At 69.1% G+C, this 18,337-nt stretch carries 18 protein-coding genes; 9 read left to right on the top strand and 9 right to left on the bottom strand.

Annotated elements, in window-relative coordinates; translation table 11 throughout:
- Window positions 1-184: 184 nt before the first annotated feature.
- The 8 genes from pepQ to rph form a co-directional block, all read right to left on the bottom strand.
- Complete coding sequence (gene pepQ / locus OSC30_RS15140; RefSeq protein ID WP_267172701.1) at window positions 185-1,504, bottom strand: Xaa-Pro dipeptidase; 1,320 nt, start codon at window positions 1,502-1,504, stop codon at window positions 185-187.
- Between the two features lie 110 nt (window positions 1,505-1,614).
- Entirely contained in the window at window positions 1,615-1,962 is a 348-nt protein-coding gene (locus tag OSC30_RS15135) for a PilZ domain-containing protein (RefSeq protein WP_267172700.1), read from the bottom strand.
- Window positions 1,959-4,088 carry a DUF1631 family protein gene (locus OSC30_RS15130; protein WP_267172699.1) on the bottom strand — a complete coding sequence of 710 codons (2,130 nt, stop codon included), beginning with the start codon at window positions 4,086-4,088 and terminating at the stop codon, window positions 1,959-1,961. The genes OSC30_RS15135 and OSC30_RS15130 overlap by 4 nt, the downstream gene beginning before the upstream one ends.
- A gap of 69 nt (window positions 4,089-4,157) precedes the next feature.
- Window positions 4,158-4,505: a PilZ domain-containing protein gene (locus tag OSC30_RS15125; RefSeq protein WP_267172698.1), complete on the bottom strand. Its 348-nt coding sequence runs from the start codon at window positions 4,503-4,505 to the stop codon at window positions 4,158-4,160.
- On the bottom strand, window positions 4,502-6,775 hold the full coding sequence (locus OSC30_RS15120; RefSeq protein ID WP_267172697.1) for a DUF1631 family protein: 2,274 nt from the start codon (window positions 6,773-6,775) through the stop codon (window positions 4,502-4,504). The genes OSC30_RS15125 and OSC30_RS15120 overlap by 4 nt, the downstream gene beginning before the upstream one ends.
- 71 nt (window positions 6,776-6,846) lie before the next feature.
- Window positions 6,847-8,013, bottom strand: a complete 1,167-nt coding sequence (hemW, locus tag OSC30_RS15115) for a radical SAM family heme chaperone HemW (RefSeq protein WP_267172696.1) — start codon at window positions 8,011-8,013, stop codon at window positions 6,847-6,849.
- Between the two features lie 2 nt (window positions 8,014-8,015).
- Window positions 8,016-8,612, bottom strand: a complete 597-nt coding sequence (gene rdgB / locus OSC30_RS15110; protein ID WP_267172695.1) for an RdgB/HAM1 family non-canonical purine NTP pyrophosphatase — start codon at window positions 8,610-8,612, stop codon at window positions 8,016-8,018.
- Window position 8,613: 1 nt separating this feature from the next.
- Window positions 8,614-9,342 (bottom strand): ribonuclease PH, encoded by a 729-nt coding sequence (gene rph / locus OSC30_RS15105; protein ID WP_267172694.1) that lies wholly within the window; start codon window positions 9,340-9,342, stop codon window positions 8,614-8,616.
- A gap of 80 nt (window positions 9,343-9,422) precedes the next feature.
- Between rph and OSC30_RS15100 the strand changes: the two genes are divergently transcribed.
- From OSC30_RS15100 to OSC30_RS15070, 7 genes are all read left to right on the top strand, one after another.
- Entirely contained in the window at window positions 9,423-10,286 is an 864-nt protein-coding gene (locus OSC30_RS15100) for a YicC/YloC family endoribonuclease (protein ID WP_267172693.1), read from the top strand.
- On the top strand, window positions 10,283-10,906 hold the full coding sequence (gene gmk, locus OSC30_RS15095; protein WP_267172692.1) for a guanylate kinase: 624 nt from the start codon (window positions 10,283-10,285) through the stop codon (window positions 10,904-10,906). The genes OSC30_RS15100 and gmk overlap by 4 nt, the downstream gene beginning before the upstream one ends.
- A gap of 81 nt (window positions 10,907-10,987) precedes the next feature.
- Window positions 10,988-11,815, top strand: coding sequence for an ABC transporter ATP-binding protein (locus OSC30_RS15090; protein WP_267172691.1), 828 nt, complete (start codon window positions 10,988-10,990; stop codon window positions 11,813-11,815).
- Window positions 11,812-12,582, top strand: a complete 771-nt coding sequence (gene mlaE, locus OSC30_RS15085) for a lipid asymmetry maintenance ABC transporter permease subunit MlaE (protein ID WP_267172690.1) — start codon at window positions 11,812-11,814, stop codon at window positions 12,580-12,582. Before OSC30_RS15090 ends, mlaE begins: the two co-directional genes overlap by 4 nt.
- Before the next feature lie 32 nt (window positions 12,583-12,614).
- On the top strand, window positions 12,615-13,463 hold the full coding sequence (gene mlaD / locus OSC30_RS15080) for an outer membrane lipid asymmetry maintenance protein MlaD (protein ID WP_267172689.1): 849 nt from the start codon (window positions 12,615-12,617) through the stop codon (window positions 13,461-13,463).
- Between the two features lie 26 nt (window positions 13,464-13,489).
- Entirely contained in the window at window positions 13,490-14,161 is a 672-nt protein-coding gene (locus OSC30_RS15075; RefSeq protein ID WP_267172688.1) for an MlaC/ttg2D family ABC transporter substrate-binding protein, read from the top strand.
- A complete protein-coding gene (locus OSC30_RS15070) occupies window positions 14,158-14,457 on the top strand; it encodes an STAS domain-containing protein (protein ID WP_267172687.1) in 300 nt (99 codons plus the stop codon). The genes OSC30_RS15075 and OSC30_RS15070 overlap by 4 nt, the downstream gene beginning before the upstream one ends.
- Window positions 14,458-14,563: 106 nt before the next feature.
- Here OSC30_RS15070 and OSC30_RS15065 read toward each other — a convergent pair whose 3' ends face one another.
- Window positions 14,564-15,388 carry an MlaA family lipoprotein gene (locus OSC30_RS15065; protein WP_267172686.1) on the bottom strand — a complete coding sequence of 275 codons (825 nt, stop codon included), beginning with the start codon at window positions 15,386-15,388 and terminating at the stop codon, window positions 14,564-14,566.
- A gap of 190 nt (window positions 15,389-15,578) precedes the next feature.
- Here OSC30_RS15065 and rpoZ point away from each other — a divergent pair, with 190 nt between their 5' ends.
- Together rpoZ and OSC30_RS15055 are read left to right on the top strand one after the other, a co-directional pair.
- Entirely contained in the window at window positions 15,579-15,869 is a 291-nt protein-coding gene (rpoZ, locus tag OSC30_RS15060) for a DNA-directed RNA polymerase subunit omega (protein ID WP_091334509.1), read from the top strand.
- Between the two features lie 112 nt (window positions 15,870-15,981).
- Window positions 15,982-18,141: a RelA/SpoT family protein gene (locus OSC30_RS15055; protein WP_267172685.1), complete on the top strand. Its 2,160-nt coding sequence runs from the start codon at window positions 15,982-15,984 to the stop codon at window positions 18,139-18,141.
- The last annotated feature ends 196 nt before the right edge of the window (window positions 18,142-18,337 follow it).

Here is an 18,337-nt window from a genome sequence, read left to right as displayed (position 1 = left end):
CTCTACAGACGAGGTCGAAGATTTCGCCTCAAGGAGCCCACGGCCTCCCCGGAAACACACTTGCTTGGTTCGCACCTCTGTGTGTGCGTGAGCAACATACAAGGAGCCCACTTGTGGGCGATGCTCCTGCTCTGGTGAGGAGGGAAAGAGCATCGCCCACAAGTGGGCTCCTACAGGTTTCCGGTCAGAGGATGGCGAAGGCGTCGCGGGTGAGGTTTTCCGGCTCGCCCTCGGTACACACGACGTCGTCCTCGATGCGGATGCCGCCGTAGGGACGCAACGCGTCCACGCGTGCCCAGTCGACGTCCTTGGCGGCGGGGTTGGCGCGCAGTTCCTCCAGCAGCATGTCGACGAAGTACAGGCCCGGCTCGATGGTCACCACCATGCCTGGTTCCAGCACGCGGGTCATGCGCAGGTAGGGGTGCCCTTCCGGCCGCGGGATGCTGCCGCCGCGTTCGCTTTCCTGGAACCCGGCCACGTCGTGCACCGCCAGGCCGATCGGGTGGCCGAGGCCGTGCGGGAAGAACGCGGACGTGACGCCGCCGGCGACCGCCGCCTCTGCACCCATGCGGATGATGCCGTGCTCGCGCAGCACGCCGGCCACCAAGTGGTGGGCATGGATGTGCAGTTCCGGGTAGCTCTGTCCGGCGCGCACTTTCGAGGCCAGCTCGCGCTGGGCGCCATCCATGCTCTCGATCAATGCCTGGAACTCGTCGGCACCGGTGGCAGCATAGCTGCGCGTGATGTCGCTGGCGTAACCGGCGTGGCTGGCGCCGGCGTCGATCAGGAACGAGCGGTGTGCGGTCGGCGGCTGGCGGTCGAAGTGGCTGTAGTGCAGCACGGCGCCGTGCTCGTTGAGGCCGACGATGCTGGCGTAGGGCAGTTCCGCGTCGATCTGGCGCGCAGCGGCGAGGTAGGCCATGTGGATGCCGAACTCGCTCTCGCCGCTGCGGAAGGCCGCCTCGGCCGCGCGGTGCGCGCGCGTGCCGATGCGGTTGGCTTCGCGCATCAGCGCCAGTTCGTAGGCGGTCTTGTAGCTGCGGTGCCAGTGCAGGTAGTCCATCACCGGCTGCGGGTTGTTCGCCTCGACGCCCTCGATCGACGGGCAGGCCGGGCCGATCACCGCGTTGCGGCCGTCCTTGGGCAGGGCGGCGATGGCATCGGCGGCGCTGCGCACGACCTGGATGTCGAAGTGTTCCACCCAGTCGCCGCTGGGCGCGGCCGGCACCACGTGCCAGTAATCGCGCGGCTGCACGAACACCAGCCTGGGCCTGGCGCCCGGTGCGTAGACGATCCAGCTGCCCGGGGCGTCGGTCAGCGGCAGCCAGTGGCGGAAATGGGGGTTGGAGACGAACGGGAAATCCTGATCGTCGAGGAACTTGTTCAGCGGCCTGCCCGCGGCAATCAGCAGTCGGTCGAAGCCACCCGCCGCGAGCGCCTTGTCCGCGCGTTCGCGCAGGGCGGCCAGGTGCTGGGTGTAGAGCGGGGCGAGGTTCTCGGTCATGCGGCGTCCTTCATCGGGCGGCGGGCGCGCGAGGCCAGACCCGCCGGTGGGGAGACACCCATGATCGCGCGGCAGCGGCCCGAGGACCACCCGCCCGCGCGGACGGCCCGTCAGCCGGGCATGTCCAGCCAGCGTTGGAGCTGTTCGGCTTCCGCTTCGCCAATGGCGATGATGCGGTAGCCGGCCCAGACCTGGCCGGGCGTGGCCGCTTCCTCGTGCCACTGCTCCTGCACGCCGACCTCGATGGTCGGCGGCGTCTCGGCCAGCCCGGGCAACGGCAGGCGCAGCTGGTAGATCGCCTCGTTGCGCGGGGCCTCGCTGCCGATCAGCAGCATGCCGCTGGCCGACAGGTTGCCCAGCTGGCCCATGTGCTGGCCGCTGATCGCATCAGTCACCTGGGCGGCGAGGTTGACGGGCTTGCGCTGGGCGCGGCGGCTTTCCTGCGGGTTGGGCGTCACGAACGGGCTCCGGGCATGGGGCTGGGCTGGCGCAGGCTGTCGGTCAGCGCACGCCAGGCACGGTCGAGGTCGCTCTCGTTAACGGCCGGCACTTCGCGAACTTTACCCGCGCCGATGGCCTGCGCCAGCTCGGCCAGGCTCATCTCCTCGGCGCGCTGGCCCTGTCGCGTCACGAACAGGCCGCGTGCGGCGCGCGGGGAATACCACGCCAGCTTGCGGCGCGCGCGGCCACCGTCGGGCTCGGTGAATTCGAACCAGACTCCGGCATGCTGGCGCAAGCGCTGGTGCAGGCGCAGGGCTTCGGCGGACAGCACGGGCGCGGCGTCCGCCGGGACGGCGGTGTCGCCCGCGGTCTGGCGCTGCTTCAGCCGCAACGCCAGGCCGGTCAGGCCGGGTGCGTCGGCGTCCTGCATGACGGCGCCGGCGCCGATCAGCCGTTGCGCGATCGCGCTGGCTTCCTCACCGTGCATGCCGATCTGCTGGAGGCCGGCGACCACTTCGGCCTGCAAGGTTTCCAGATTGCCCGGGGGCAGGCGACCCAGCAGCTGGTCGGTGATCACCAGGCGCCGGGCGAACGTTTCGCTCTGTTCGCCGTGGCGCAACAGGGTCAGCGCCAGCACGTCGGACCAGGCGTGTTCGAGCAGCGCGCGCAGGGCTGCGCGTGGCGGCGCCTTGGCGAGCAGGCCGGCAAGCAGCTCATTGGCGCGCTGGCGTGCCTGTTCGAGGCGCTCGCGGCCTTGCATGGCTTCGACGTGCCGGCGCTCGGCGAGCTGGGCCTTGCGTTGCAGCTGGCCGACCTGGCGCTCCAGCTCCGCGCGCAGCTCGGCATGCAACGTGGCCGTCGGCGGTTCGCGATCAAGGCGGTCGAGCAGGGGTTCCAGCGGCGCTACCAATGCGTTGTCGCCGCCCTCCAGCCAGTCGCGGGCCGCTTGCAGCAGTTGCTCCAGCAGCAGCCGGGCGGGGTGATCGCGGCGCTCGAAGAAACTGCCGTCGGCGACGGCGGCGCGCAGCATGGACCATTGCACGCGGTCCAGCAGGCCGTGCGCGGGCGTCGATGGCGGCAGTTGCTGGTGCAGGGTGTCGAACAGCCGCACGCTCAGTTCCAGCGCATCGTCCGCATCGGGGCCGGGCAGGATCGGTATGGCGTCGATCGGCTGGCCCGCGTTGAGCTGGTCGACCAGGGCCTCGCGCAGGCGCTGGGCGCGCCGCAGCAGGCCGCCCTCCGCGTTGCGGCCCGGCTGGTGTTGCAGGGCGACCAGCGCGGCCAGCAGTTCGTCGCCGCTGGCGAAGCGGGCATGGCCGGATACCGGGCGCGGGCCGCGCTGGCGCACGAGCAACTCGCGCAGGCCGGCGGCGCGAGCCGACGTGGCCGCCGGCTCGGGCGCCGCTGCCGGCGGCAGCGGGCGCGGACGGCGCGGCTGCCGCGGCGAGCGCGGCAGCGGGAACGGGCGCAGCCGCGGCAGGATGCCGGCCGCCGCCAGATGGTCGTTGACCATCTCGTGGAGCGGCGTCAGTCCTTCGATCAGCCGGCCTTCCACTGCCTGCAGCAACAGTAGGTGATGCTCGGCCGGCAACCCGAGCGCAGCACTGGAGTCGCGAAACGCCCGGGCCATCGCCTGCGGACCCAGCGGCATGGATTCGCTTTCCAGCGGCGGCATGCCGATCAACACCGCCAGGCGGTAACTCAGTTCCACCAGCAACGGGCCGCCGCGCGCCGCGCTGCGGGCGACCAGCTGGTCGAGCGCTGCGGTCATCTCGTGTTCGAGCGGATCGAGCAGGCTCAGCGTCAGGCGCGCGGGCGGTGCCTTGGCCGCGACCGGCTGCGAGCCCAGTTGCAGCAGACCACGGTCCACGCATTCGATGAAGCGTTGCTCGAATGCCTGGCGCTCCTGCACCACGCGCTGGCGGGTGGCCTGGTAGCGCTGCTGCTCGATGTGGCTGCGAGTGTTGGCGGCGCGATCATGCAGCGCCCGATCGAAGTCGGCCAGGCAAACTCTCAGCGGTGCGGACAGCCAGTCGCGACAGAGCAGGCGGATCTCGTCCACCAGCCGGCGCGTCCTGGCTGGCCAGTCCACGGGCGGCGCGTCCGCGCTCAAGCGATGCCGGCCCGGTTGTTCGACATCCATGGGAAGCCTTGCCATACCACGATGCCAGCGAGTCTATGCCGATGGCGCGGGCGCGTCACCGTAACCGGTTCAGGCGCGCTGCAGCCACTGGACGAGCGTGAGCGCGTCCTGCGGTGCGATCGCGATGATGCGGTAGCCCACCCAGACCTGCCCGGCGTTGGCCGCCTGATGCCACTGTTCCTGCAAGCCCAGTTCGATGGCCGCCGCGCCCTGCGGGCCATCGGCCAGCGGCAGGCGCGCCTGGAATACCGCTTCGCTGCGTGGACGCTGCGGGGCAATCAGCAGCACGCCGCTGGCCGACAGGTTGCACAGGTGGCCAAGCGGTCGCGCATGGATGGTGTCGGTGACCAGCGCCGCGGCGGCCGCGCGCTTGCGTGGTGCGCGGCGCTGTTCAAACGAAATGACCTGGGCGGTCATGCGCGGGCGGACGGCCGCTGCAGGCTGCCGGCCAGAGCGCGCCAAGCGCGGTCGAACAGGCCATCGCGTTGCGTCGCCTGTTCCCGCACCCGACCGCTGGCGATGGCCGCGGCCAGTTCGCGCAGGTTCAACTCGGCCATCCGCTGGCCGCGCCGGTTGACGAACAGGCTGTTGCCCGACAGCGGCGAGAACCACGCCAGCTTGCGCCGTTCGATGGCACCGGTCTGCGGGTCGATGAACTCGAACCAGCTACCGAACGGCAGTTGCCGCAAGCGGTTGTGGATGCGCGCTTCCTGCGGGCCGAGCGGCGGCTCGGGGGCCTGCGCGGCCGGGCGCGCCTCCTGTCCGCGCTGCTCACCGAGCCGCTGGCGCTGCTTCAGCCGCAGGGCAAGATCGGTGGCGCTCGGCGGTTCCGCGGCCTGGGCGTAGGCGGCCAGGGCCGGCATGTCCGCACCCGCGGCGGGCACGGGCGGCAGGTCGGCTGCAGGCTCGGCCGGTCTGGCGGGAGCCGGTTCGCCGCCGATCAGGCGATGAGCCACCTGTTCGGCCTCCTCCGCCTGCATGCCGATCTGCTGGAGGTGGTCTTCCACGGCCAGGCGCAGGCGCAGCGGATCCTCCACCGGCAGACGGCCGAGCAACTGGTCGGTGATCCGCAGCCGCTCGGCGAACGCCTCGCTGTCTTCGCCGTGGCGCAGCAGCGCCAGCGCCAGCACGTCCGACCAGGCGCGGTCGAGCAGGGCGCGCAGCAGGCCGCGCGGGGTGGCTTCGGCGAAGCGGGCGGCGAGCACTTCGGTGGCGCGCTCGCGTGCCTGGTGCAGCCGCTCGCGGCCCTGCATCGCCTCGACCTGGCGGCGCTCGGTGACTTGGGCCTTGCGGCTGAGCTGGGCCAGGTGATGGCGGATGTCCGCCAGCAGGCTGGTGTAAAGGCCGGCGCTGGGCGCTTCGCGCTGCGCGCGGGCGACCAGTCGGCTGAGCTGGGTGGCCAGGTCGGGATCGATGTCCTTGCCGTCGCCCCATTCGTTGGACGCCTCGGCCAGCGTGCCCAGCAGATGTCGGGCCGGATGTTCGTCCTGCTCGAAGAAGCTGCGGTCGGTCATCGCCATGCGCAGGATCGGCACCTGCAGGTCGCCGAGCAGGGCCGTGGCGCCGGGTCCCTGATGCAGTTGCTGGCCGAGCTGTTCGAACAGCCGCGCGACCAGCTCGACGGTGTCGTCCTGCTCCGGACTCAGGCCCGTGCGCGCCGCGCCAGTGGGCTTGCCCGCGTTCAGGTGGGCAAGCAACTCCTCGCGCAGGCGCTGCGCGCTGCGCAACTCACGGCTGGCGCGATCGGTGACCTGGACCAGATGTTTTTGCAGCGCACCCAAGGCGATTTCCAGCTCCGCCGCGCTGGCGGCGGAATCGGTGGCGACCCGTGCTTCACCGGCACGCTGGCGCGCCAGCAGGTCGCGCAGGGTTTCCAACACCGCGATCGGCTCGTGGCTGGTGGCGGTGGCCGCCGGGGCGGGCTCCGCGGCGGGCGCGGGCGCCTTGATCGACGGCGGCGCGGGCGGCGCGTTGGCCGGTCGCGCACCGGCGAAGGCGCGCAGGTGCGGAAGGATGCCGCTGCCCAGCAGTTGCGCGTTGGCCGCCTCGTACAGGGCCGGCAGAACCGCCGCCAGCTTGCGTTCCAATACCTGCACCAGCATCAACTGGTGCTCCGGCGGCAGGTCCAGCGCGGGGATCGCCCGGCGCACCGCCAAGGCCAGGTTCGGCGGCGACGCCGGCAGCGCGTCGCCTTCCAGCGGCGGCGCGCCGACCAGTACGGCCATGCGATAGGACAGTTCGGCGAGTACCGGGCCGGTGTGCGCTTCGCCGCGCGAGGTCAGCTGTTCCAACGCGGCGTTGAGTTCGTGTTCGTTGCGGTCGAGCAGGCTCAGCGAAGCGGCGGCTGCCGGCGCTTCGGACGACCCGTCGGCATCGCCCAGCCGCGTGAAGCTGTCGGTGACATGGTCGGACACCAGCCGCACGAAGGCGGCCCGGTGGCATCGCACCATCGCGCGGCTGTCGAAGCAGCGTTGTTGCTCAAGGTGTCCGCGCGAACGTTCCGCCTGCTGATAGAGGGCGTCATCGAGCGTCTGAAGGCCGTCCAGCAGCGCGGGCTCCAACCGCGTGACGCACAACGCGCGCAGTTCGGCCACCAGGCGCTGGACGCGTACCGGCATGTGCTGCAGGGTGCTTCGGCTGTCCGATCCGGGCACGGCCGCCTGGTACTGCCTTTGCTCGACATCCATGACGCAGTTCTCGGATTCTTGACACTTCGTAGTGTAAGCGCCTGGGCGCCGGTTCGCCACCAAGCCGGTCGTCAGTCCAGGAACAGCCCGATCAGGTCGTTGAGGAAGCGCTGGCCCAGCGGGGACGGGTGCAGCCGGCCCGGCTCGTCCAGCAGCCAGCCGCGCTTGCGCGCCTGGGCGAGGGCAGGGGCCAGGCGCGCAAGCGGCAACCCGGTCCGCTGGGCGAAGGCTTCCAGCGGCACACCCTGGTGCAGCCGCAGCGCATTGAGCATGTATTCGAACGGCAGCTCGGCCGGGTCGACCGGCCCGTCGCCGCCGATGCGTGCCGGTCCGCCGGCGGCCTCCAGATAGGTGCGCGGATGGCGGCTCTTCCAGCGTCGGCGCACCGTTCCCGCGGCCACGTCGGTGAGCTTGCCGTGCGCGCCGGCGCCAATGCCGAGATAGTCGCCGAATTCCCAGTAGTTGAGGTTGTGCCGGCAGCGCCGGTCCGGCCGGGCGTAGGCGGACACCTCGTACTGCCCGTAACCGGCCTGTGCCAGGTGCGTCTCGCAGGCTTCCTGCATGGCCCAGGCGTGGTCGTCGTCGGGCAGCGGCGGCGGGTTGGCGGCGAAGGCGGTGTTGGGCTCGAGGGTGAGCTGGTAGTGCGAGATGTGCGTGGGCGCCAGCGCGATGGCGCGCTCGACGTCCGCCAGTGCGCCTTCGAGCGGCTGCTGCGGCAGCGCGTACATCAGGTCCAGGTTGAGGTTGGCGTAACCGGCGTCCTGCGCCGACTTCACCGCCGCCTCGGCCTCGGCGGCCGAGTGGATGCGACCCAGCCGGCGCAGCTTGTCGTCGTCGAAGCTCTGGATGCCGAACGACAGTCGATTGACGCCCGCGGCCAGGTAGCCGTCGAAGCGGCCGTGCTCGACCGTGCCGGGATTGGTTTCCAGCGTGATCTCGCAGTCCGCCGCGAACGGCAGCCGCGCGCAGGCGCCTTCGAGGAAGCGGGCGATGTGCTCGGGCGCGAACAGGCTGGGGGTGCCGCCACCGAAGAACACGCTGGCGATCGGCCGGCCCCGCGCCGCGGTGCCGAAATCGGCCAGGTCGGCATCGAGGTCGGCCAGCAAGGTGTCGACGTAGCCCGCGTAGGGCGGTGGTTCGCCGCGCACACCGTGCGAATTGAAATCGCAGTACGGGCATTTCTTCACGCACCAGGGCATGTGCACGTACAGCGCCAGCGGTGGTGCGATCAGCGGCATGGCTAGTGTTGCGCGCCCAGTTGGGCGTGCAGCCGGGCCAGCGCCAGGCCGCGGTGGCTCAGGCGGTTCTTCAGCGACCGGTCGAGCTCTGCCGCCGACAGGGTTTGCCCTTCGGGCAGGAACAGCGGGTCGTAGCCGAAGCCGCCGTCGCCACGTTCGGCTTCCGATATGCGCCCCTGCCAGCGACCCTCGGCGATCAGCGGCGCCGGATCGTCGGCATGCTGCAGCAGCACCAGCACGCAGATGAAAAAGGCGCCGCGCCGCTCGGCGGGCACCCCCTCGAGCGCGTGCAGCAGCTTGGCGCGGTTGGCCGCGGCATCGCCATGGCTGCCGGCGTAGCGGGCCGAGTACAGGCCGGGCGCGCCGTCCAGGTGTTCCACGCACAGGCCCGAATCGTCGGCCAGTGCGGGCAGCCGGGTGATGCGCGCGGCGTGGCGCGCCTTCAGCAGCGCGTTCTCCACGAAGGTGGTGCCGGTTTCCTCGATGTCGAGCACGCCCAGGCTACCCTGGGTGACGACTTCGAAGCCGCTGCCGGCCAGCAAGGTTTCGAATTCGGCCAGTTTGCCGCGGTTGCCGCTGGCCAGTACCAGGCGCCGCACGTCAGCCTTCCGCCAGTGCCGCGCGTTGCGCGGCCACCAGTTCGCCGATGCCTTGCTCGGCCAGCCGCAGCATCGCGTCCATCTCCTCGCGCCGGAACGCATGGCCTTCGGCGGTACCCTGCACTTCGATGAAGCCGCCGCCGTCGTTCATCACCACGTTCATGTCGGTATCGCAGGACGAATCTTCGGCGTAGTCCAGGTCGAGCACCGGCACGCCTTTGTAGATGCCCACCGAGACGGCCGCCACCGCGCCGACCACCGGGTTGCGCTTGAGGTTCTCGCGCTTCATCAGGAAGTTCACCGCATCGACCAGCGCCACGTAGGCGCCGGTGATCGCCGCGGTGCGGGTGCCGCCGTCGGCCTGGATCACGTCGCAATCGAGCGTGATCACGCGCTCGCCCAGCGCCTGGCGGTTGATGCAGGCGCGCAGGCTGCGGCCGATCAGGCGCTGGATCTCCAGCGTACGGCCGCCCTGGACGCCACGCGCGGCCTCGCGCTGCGAGCGCGTGCCGGTGGCGCGCGGCAGCATGCCGTACTCGGCGGTGATCCAGCCTTCGCCCTTGCCGCGCAGCCACGGCGGCACGCGGTCTTCGATACTGGCGGTGCACAGCACGCGGGTGTCGCCGAAGCTCACCAGAACGGAGCCTTCGGCGTGGCGGGTATAGCGGCGTTGCAGCGTCACCGGACGCAGCTGGTCGCTGGCGCGGCCGCTCGGGCGGGTCATGGTCATGCGGGGGGCCTGAAGTTGGGCAAGGCGGGATGCGAGAGTTTACCATTGCCGCTTTCCGACCGACCGCAGGGGCTCGACGCATGATCCGCAGCATGACGGCTTACGCCAGCGCCGAGACCCAGGGGCCCGCCGGCACGCTCGGTTGCGAACTGCGCACGGTCAACCACCGCTACCTGGAGCTGAGCCCCCGCCTGCCCGAGGAACTGCGTTCCTACGAGTCGGCGTTGCGCGAGCGCATCGCCGCGCGGCTGTCGCGCGGCAAAGTGGACCTGACCGTGCGCCTGCGGGGCGGCGAGGCGCGTGGCGACTCGCTGGAAGTGGATGAAGTGACGCTCGGCCGGCTGGCCACGCTCAGCCGCGAACTGGCCGGGCGCTTTCCCGGCATGCAGGTACAGCTGACCGAACTGCTGCGTTTCCCCGGCGTATTGCGCCAGGCCGAGGCCGATCCGGAGGCGCAGCAGGCTGCGCTGTTCGAGGTACTCGACCGCGCCCTCGACGCGCTCAGCGCCACCCGCGAGCGCGAGGGCGCCCAGCTGGAGGCGATCCTGCGCGACAAGCTTGACGCGGTCGAGCGCATCGTGGGCGAGGTGCGCGGCTGGATGCCCGAGATCCGCACCGCGCTGCGGGCCCGCCTGGAAGCGCGCCTGGCCGATCTGAAGCTGCCGGCAGATCCGGGCCGGCTGGAGCAGGAACTGTTGCTGCAGGTCACCCGCAGCGACGTCGACGAGGAGCTCGACCGGCTCGCCACGCACGTGGCCGAGACCCGCCGCGTGCTGGGCCTGAAGGAGCCGGTCGGCCGCCGGCTGGACTTCCTCATGCAGGAGTTCAACCGCGAGGCCAACACGCTCGGCTCCAAGTCGGTCGACGCGCGCAGCACCAATGCGGCGGTGGAGCTGAAGGTGCTGATCGAACAGATGCGCGAACAGGTGCAGAACATCGAATGAGCGTCCAGATGCCGGGCACGCTGTTCATCGTCGCGGCGCCATCAGGAGCTGGCAAATCCACGCTCGTCAATGCCTTGCTGGAGCGCGAGCCGACGATCTCGCTGTCGATCTCGCACACCACGCGGCCGCCGCGGGCAGGCGAGGAATTCGGCCGGCATTACTACTTCGTCGAACGCGTGGAGTTCGAGCAGCAGATCGCTGCCGGCACCTTCCTCGAACACGCCGAGGTGCACGGCAACTTCTACGGTACCTCGGTGGCGACGGTGCAGGCGCTGCTCGACCAGGGCCGCGACGTACTGCTGGAAATCGACTGGCAGGGCGCCGCGCAGATCCGCCGCGCCAAGTCCGATTGCGTGAGCGTGTTCATCCTGCCCCCCTCCCGCGCCGAGCTGGAGCGCCGCCTGCGCGGGCGCGGTTCGGATGCGCCGGAGGTGATCGAGCGGCGGCTGCACAATTCGCGCGAGGAGATCGGCCACGCGCACGAGTTCGACTACATCGTGGTCAACGACGGGTTCGACGAGGCGCTGGCCGACCTGCAGGCGATCGTGCGGGCGGTGCGGCATCGCGGTGAACTGCAGTGGAAGCGCCATGAGGCACTGATCGCCGAATTGCTCGCCTGACTGTGTTCTTCTCCCCGCACGGGCGAGGGGGCAAACGCGTAGCTTGGCCTCCCTTCACCGCTCGGCTACCTTAGTCCGCTTATGACCGCCCCCGCCGCCCCCGTCGAACCCCTGGTACGCATCCGTGGCCTGACCACGGTGCTCAACGGCAAGACCATCTTCGATGCGCTGGACCTGGACATCCCGCGCGGCAAGGTGACGGCGATCATGGGCCCCAGCGGCACCGGCAAGACCACGCTGCTCAAGCACATCACCGGGCAGATGCGCGGCGATGCAGGCCAGGTGCGGGTCGATGGGCAGAACGTGCCGGAGCTCTCGCGCGAGAAGCTGTTCGAGCTGCGCGAGAAGATCGGCTACCTGTTCCAGAACTCCGCCTTGCTGACCGACTACGACGTGTTCGAGAACGTCGCCTTCCCGCTGCGCCAGCACACGAAGCTGCCGGAGGTGCTGATCCGCAACATCGTGCTGACCAAGCTGCAGGCGGTCGGGTTGCGCGGCGCCGCGGCGCTGATGCCCGCCGAGCTGTCCGGCGGCATGGCGCGTCGCGTGGCGCTGGCGCGGGCGATCGTGTTCGACCCGATGCTGATCCTCTACGACGAGCCCTTCGTGGGCCTGGACCCCATTGCGCTGAGCCAGGTGCTCAAGCTGATCCGCACGCTCAACGAGACGCTGGGCATCACCAGCGTGCTGGTGGCGCACGAACTGGAGGCGATCAAGCAGGTCGCCGACCAGGTTTACCTGATCGCCAATGGCAAGGTGGTCGCGCAGGGCGATCCGAAGACCATCGCCAACGACGGCTCGCCCTGGACGCGCCAGTTCTTCGGCGGCGACATCGACGGCCCGGTGCCGTTCCAGTATCCCGCCGGCGACTACGCCCAGGCGCTGGGCCTGACCGGAGCCAAGGCATGAGCGCGCAGCCGCAACGCAACGTGATCGCCAATGCGCTGGCGCAGATCGGCGAAGCCGGGCTGTTCGGGCTGACCCTGCTGGCGGCCGTGCCACGCAGCATGAAGCACGCCCGCGAGACGGTGCGCCAGCTGTGGTTCGTCGGCGCGATGAGCCTGACCATCATCATGGTCTGCGGCCTGTTCGTCGGTATGGTGCTGGGGCTGCAGCTCTACTACGTGTTGTCGATCTTCGGCGGCACCGCGGCCAGCGGCACGGTGGTGGCGATCGCGATCTACCGCGAGCTGGGACCGGTGGTCACCGCGCTGCTGTTCGCCGGTCGCGCCGGGACCTCGATCACCGCCGAGATCGGCCTGATGCGTGCCACCGACCAGCTGGCCGCGATGGAGATGATGGCGGTCGACCCGATCGCCTACGTGGCGGTACCGCGCTACCTGGCCGGCCTGATCGCCATGCCGCTGCTGTGTGCGGTGTTCTGCGCGCTGGGCATCTTCGGCGGGCATCTGGTGGGCGTGACCTGGCTGGGCATCGACAACGGCACGTTCTGGTCGAACATGACCGCCACCGTCGACGTGTGGAAGGACGTGGTCAACGGCATCGTGATCAAGAGCGCCGTGTTCGGCGCGGTGGTCTCGCTGATCGCCGTCTACCAGGGCTACACCACCCCGCCGACCAGCGAAGGCGTGGCCTACGCCACCACCCGCACCGTGGTCGCTTCCTCGATCGCGATCCTGGCGCTGGACTTCGTGCTGACCGCCTTTTTGATGTGATTGCCTGACGTGATTCCCTTGAGGATTTTGCCGTGAGCCAGAGAAATTCCTACGCCGTCGGCACCGGCCTGTTCATCGTGCTCGGCTTCGCCGCGCTGGCCTACCTTGCGACCCAGACCACTTCGATCGCCAACACTCACCAGGGTGCGAGCTACACGGTCCAGGCGCACTTCGCCAACATCGGCCAGCTCAAGGAGCGCGCGCCGGTGAAGATCGCCGGCGTGCGCGTGGGCCAGGTGCGCTCGATCGTGCTCGACCCGGAAAAGGAAGCGGCCGAGGTGACCTTGGCCATCGACGAGCGCTACAGCCACATTCCGGACGATTCGGTCGCCGCCATCTTCACCAGCGGTCTGCTCGGCGACCAGTACGTGGGCATCCAGTACGGCAACTCCAACAAGGATGTGGCCGAGGGCGGCACGCTGGCACGCACCAAGCCGGCGCAGCAGCTGGAGGAGATGCTCGGCAAGTTCTTCGGCGCCGGCGGCGTGGCCGACAATCTCGGCGGCAGCTATACGCTCAAGGCGCGTTTCAGCAACGTCGGCGCGCTCTCGGCGGGCGCACCGGTGAAGATGGCCGGTGTGCCGATCGGCAGCGTGGCGGCGGTGCATGCCGACCCGGTCAGGCTGGATGCCGAAGTGATCCTGGTGATCGACAAGAAGTACGACCAGATCCCCGACGATTCGGCCGCCGCGGTGTTCACCAGCGGTTTGATCGGCACCCAGTACGTTGCGATCCAGCCCGGCGGCTCGCCGGAGATGCTCAAGAACGGCGACGAAATGGTGCTGACCCAGTCGGCCATGCAGCTCGAGGACCTGATCGGCAAGTTCCTGGTCAACGGCTCGCCTTCCGAACAGAAAGACGCCCCCGCCGGCAAGCAATGAGCCGGCTTCCCACAAGGAGTTTCCCCATGTTGCGCACTCTGGCTTTTGCCATGGCCATCGCGTTCGGCGCCGTGGCCGCCTCGCCCGTGCGGGCCCAGGACGCGGCCGCCCAGGCGCCGGCTTCCCAGCAGACCCCCGAGCAGGTGGTCCAGGAGATCGCCCACCAGCTGGATACGACCATCGCGGGCCACCGCGAAGAGCTGAAGACCGACAAGGAAAAGTTGATCTCGGTGATCGACGACGTATTCCTGCCGCACTTCGACATCGACTACGCCTCGATCCTGGTGCTGGGCCGGCACGCCCGCGAAGCAACGCCCGAGCAGCGCGAGCGCTTCGCCAAGGCGTTCTACAACTCGATCACCCACCGCTACGCCGAGGGCCTGCTCAACTACACCAAGGGGGCCGTACAGGTGTTGCCGTTCCACGGCGACCTGAACGACAAGCGCACCGTGGTGCGTACCCAGGTCGTGCTGGACGACGGCAAGCGACTCTCGGTCGATTACGCCTTCCGCAAGAGCCGGAACGGTGACTGGAAAGCCTACGACGTGATCATCGAGGGCATTTCCTACGTCACCAACTACCGCAACCAGGTGGATGCGGAGATCCGCAAGGTTGGCATCGAGAAGCTGATCGTCAACCTGGAAAGCCGCGGTGACAAGGCGCTGGAGACCATGGACAAGGACAGCCAGGCCTCGTGAGCGCGGCAGGCTTCCAGCTCGATCGCCCGGCGCCAGGCACGCTGCGCGCAAGCGGCGTGTTGAGCTTCGAGACCGCCGCCGCGGCGCTGCAGGCGATCGGTGCGGCGCTGGCTGGCGAGCCCGTGGCGCGGCTGGACCTGGCAGGCATCTCGCGCAGCGACAGCGCGGGCCTGGCCTGCGTGCTGGCGGCGCAGGCCGAGGCGCGGCGACTGGGCCGGCCGCTCGGCGTGGAGAACATGCCCGAAGGCATGCGCGCGCTGGCACAGGTGTGCGAGGTCGACGTGCTGGTCGGCTGAGCCGGTCATGCAGGCATAAAAAAAGGGGCCGTCAGGCCCCTTTTTTCGCAGGGTGGACCTCAGCCCACCGCCCGGCGGCTGAAGGGTCAGGTGGGCTGAAGTCCCCTTACTGGCCACCCGGATCCGGGTGCTTGTTCTCCCACTGGTGCTGCTCGTCCAGCAACTGCTCGGGATCGAAACCGTCGTCGTTCAGGCCCTGCATCTGCTGGATGATCTCGGCCGGCGGGTTGCCGTCGTAGATCTGGTACAGCCGGCGCTGGCGATAGGCGTCGCGCATGAACACGTACGGATCGTAGGCCGATTCCAGGAAGCTCTCGGCGTCGATGCCGCGCGAGCGCAGCGTCACCAGGTACATCATTTGCGGCAGGTACTGCTGGCCATACTTGTAGTCGTGGTTGCGCGCGTAGATCGACAACGGGTCGAAGAAGTAGCTGTCCACCGGCATGCGCCAGACGTCGCGCACGGTGGTCGGACCGATCAACGGCAACACCAGGTACTGTCCATCGGGCACGCCCCAGCGCGCCAGGGTCACGCCGAAGTCGTTGTCTTCCAGCGGGATGCCCAGCTGGCTGGCCGGATCGAAGAAGCCGCCCAGGCCCAGCGTAAGGTTCACCAGGAAGCGGCCGGTGCTTTGCAGCGCCTGCTTGGGACGCGCCTGCAACAGGTCGTTGGCGACCGTGATCGGCATGCGGATGTTGGTGAAGAAGTCGCTGACCGAACGGCGCACCGGCGGATTGGTGACCTTGCGGTACCCCACGGCTACCGGACGGATCACCGCCTTGTCCACCGCGTCGTTGAACGCGTAGACATTGCGGTTGAACTTCTCCAGTGGATCGTCCGTGCGCGGCTTGGCAATGGAGCAGCCGGCCAGCAGGGCCGCGGCAGCCAGCGGCAGCAGGCGGCGGAGAGAAAAATGGGGCAGGGAAAGCATCGGTGTAAGAGGATCCGCTCCGGGTACCTAAAAGTGTACCGCGTGGTTTTATATTTTGCAGTCAGACGGATCGGCGCCGGATGGCCGGCGAGCGAACCGCGCATGATACGCGCATGCCGCATTGCCAGCCAAGCCGGCGCTCGGCTACACTTCCGCTCCTATAAGTCGCTTTTTTGCTTGAGGATTTCGCATGGCCCGCATTACCGTGGAAGATTGCCTCGAGGTGGTGGACAACCGCTTCGAGCTAGTGCTGATGGCGACCAAGCGCGCGCGCCAGCTGGAGAAGGGTGCCGAGCCGGCGGTCCATCCCGACCACGACAAGCCGACCGTGCTGGCGCTGCGCGAGATCGCCGACCGCCGCATCGACCAGGCCACGATCGACGAGATCGACCGCGCCGAGCGCGAGCGTGCCGAGCGCGAGGCGCTGGAATGGGCGGCGGCCGAGGTCGACGACGACCTGTCCAAGGGCGGCGACGACTGATGCACGCTGGCGGCTGCCGAGTGCGCAGTCGCCCTGCCGGCCGGGCCGGCATTCCCGCCTGGCGCGGCCACCACCCGCACGGAAGCATGATCTGAAAGGGGCAAGTGATCCGATGACGGCGACCACGCCCTCCGACTCCGTGGACGCGTCCGTGCTGCCCCCCTACGTGCTGGCGCTCAAGGAGCGCGTGGCTTACCTCCCCGAGACCCAGGTGGCGCGCGTGCTGCGTGCCTACGAGGTGGGCGCGCACGCGCACCGTGGGCAGGCGCGCAAGAGCGGCGAGCCCTACATCACCCACCCGATCGCCGTCGCCGGCATCCTGGCCGAACTCGGGCTGGACGCCGAGACCATCATCGCGGCGATCCTGCACGACACGCTGGAAGACACCGAACTGAGCCGCGCGGAAATCACCGCGGAGTTCGGCGAGGTCGTGGCCGACCTGGTCGATGGCGTCACCAAGCTGGACAAGATGCGCTTCTCCAACCGCCAGGAGGCCGATGCGGAAAGCTTCCGCAAGATGCTGCTGGCGATGGCGCGCGACATCCGGGTGATCCTGATCAAGCTGGCCGATCGCCTGCACAACATGCGCACGCTCGGTGCCAAGGAGCCTTCCGCGCGCCGCCGCATCGCCCGCGAGACGCTGGAGATCTACGCGCCGATCGCCCAGCGGCTGGGGATGAACAAATCCAAGGCCGAATTGCAGGACCTGGGCTTCCGCGCGCTCTATCCGGACCGCTACCGCGTCATCAGCGAGCGCATCCGCGCTGCGCTGGGCAACCGCCGCGAAGTGATGAGCAAGATCGAGCACGCGCTGGCCACGCGGCTGGGTACCGAGCACCTGCCGGCCAGGGTGGTCGGCCGCATCAAGTCGCCGTGGAGCATCTATTCGAAGATGCGCAGCGAGCACAAGAGCTTCGCGCAGTTGATGGACGTCTACGGTTTCCGCGTGGTGGTGGATACCGCGATGAGCTGCTACATGGCGCTGGGCGCGGTGCACTCGCTCTACAGCCCGGTCGATCGCCGCTTCAAGGACTTCATCGCGATTCCCAAGGCGAACGGCTACCAATCGCTGCATACCGTGCTGCTGGGGCCGTTCGGTGCGCCGATCGAGGTGCAGATCCGTACCGCCGAGATGGATTCGGTGGCCGAGCGCGGCGTGGCTGCGCACTGGGCCTACAAGACCGACTCGGGTCCGGCCAACAGCGCGCAATCGCGCGCGCGCGAATGGCTGTCCGCACTGGCCGACAGCCAGGCACATACACCTTCGTCGGCCGAGTTCATCGAGAACGTCAAGATCGACCTGTTCCCCGACGAGGTCTACCTGTTCACCCCGCGCGGCGACATCCTGGCGCTGCCGCGCAACGCCACCGCGCTGGATTTCGCCTACGCCGTTCACACCGACGTGGGCGACCACGCGGTCGCGGCGCGGGTGGACAAGAAACTGCTGCCGCTGCGTACGCGGCTCGAGTCGGGCCAGCTGGTGGAAATCATCACCGCGCCCTCGGCGGTGCCCAACCCCGCATGGCTCGAGTTCGTCGTCACCGGCAAGGCGCGCACTGCGATCCGCCAGTACCTCAAGCACCTGCAGCACGAGGACGCGGTGGACTTCGGCCATCGCATGCTCGACCGCGCCCTGGATGCGCTGGGTACCAATATCGACGCGATCCCGGCCAAGGCGCTCGAGCGCTTTTTGGAAGAGGCCAAGCTGCGCCGGCTGGAAGAATTGCTGGCCGACATCGCGCTGGGCAACCGCATGCCCGACCAGGTCGCGCACCACCTGGTCACGCTGCGTGGTGGCGGGCGCACCAGCGAAGCGCCGCATACCCACGAGAACATCCGCATCACCGGTGCCGAGCGCGGCGTGCTGAGTTTCGGCAACTGCTGCCATCCATTGCCGGGCGACGAGATCGTCGGCTACCTGTCCTCCGGCAAGGGCATCGTGGTCCATCGCGTGGAATGCCCCAACGTGGCCGAGTTCCGCAAATCGCCCGAGCGCTGCGTGGCCATCGAGTGGGACCGCGACGTGCAGGGCGACTATCGCGCCGAGCTGCGCATCGAGGTCATCAACCGCACCGGCGTGCTCGCCACCGTGGCGGCCGCGATCGCCGCCGCCGACTCCAACATCGAGAACGTCGAGTATGTCGAGCGCGACGCCGCTGCTGCCACCTTGCTGTTCGCGATCGAGGTGAAGAACCGCAAGCACCTGGCCGACGTGATCCGCCGCGTGCGCCGCACTGGCGTGGTCAGCGGCGCATACCGCTATCCGTTGTAGTCCGTAGTCCGTAGGGTGGGCTTCAGCCCACCAGCTCTTTCGCGAGCGTGGCCGGTGGGCTCAAGCACCCTAGCCTGTTCGTCGTAACGGGAGGAAAGAGGGATCAAGAGACGGGTGGCGAGGGCGTGAGCACGAGCGATAGGGCTTTGTCCCCTCCTGCAGTCGTTCCGTGCAATCCTCCCTTTATCCCTTATCA

It is taken from the genome of Frateuria hangzhouensis, assembly GCF_026410505.1.
Classification (GTDB): Bacteria; Pseudomonadota; Gammaproteobacteria; order Xanthomonadales; family Rhodanobacteraceae; genus Frateuria_A; species Frateuria_A hangzhouensis.
The sequence above is the reverse complement of the archived record's forward strand: the minus strand, read 5'-3'. Positions and strand labels throughout refer to the sequence as shown.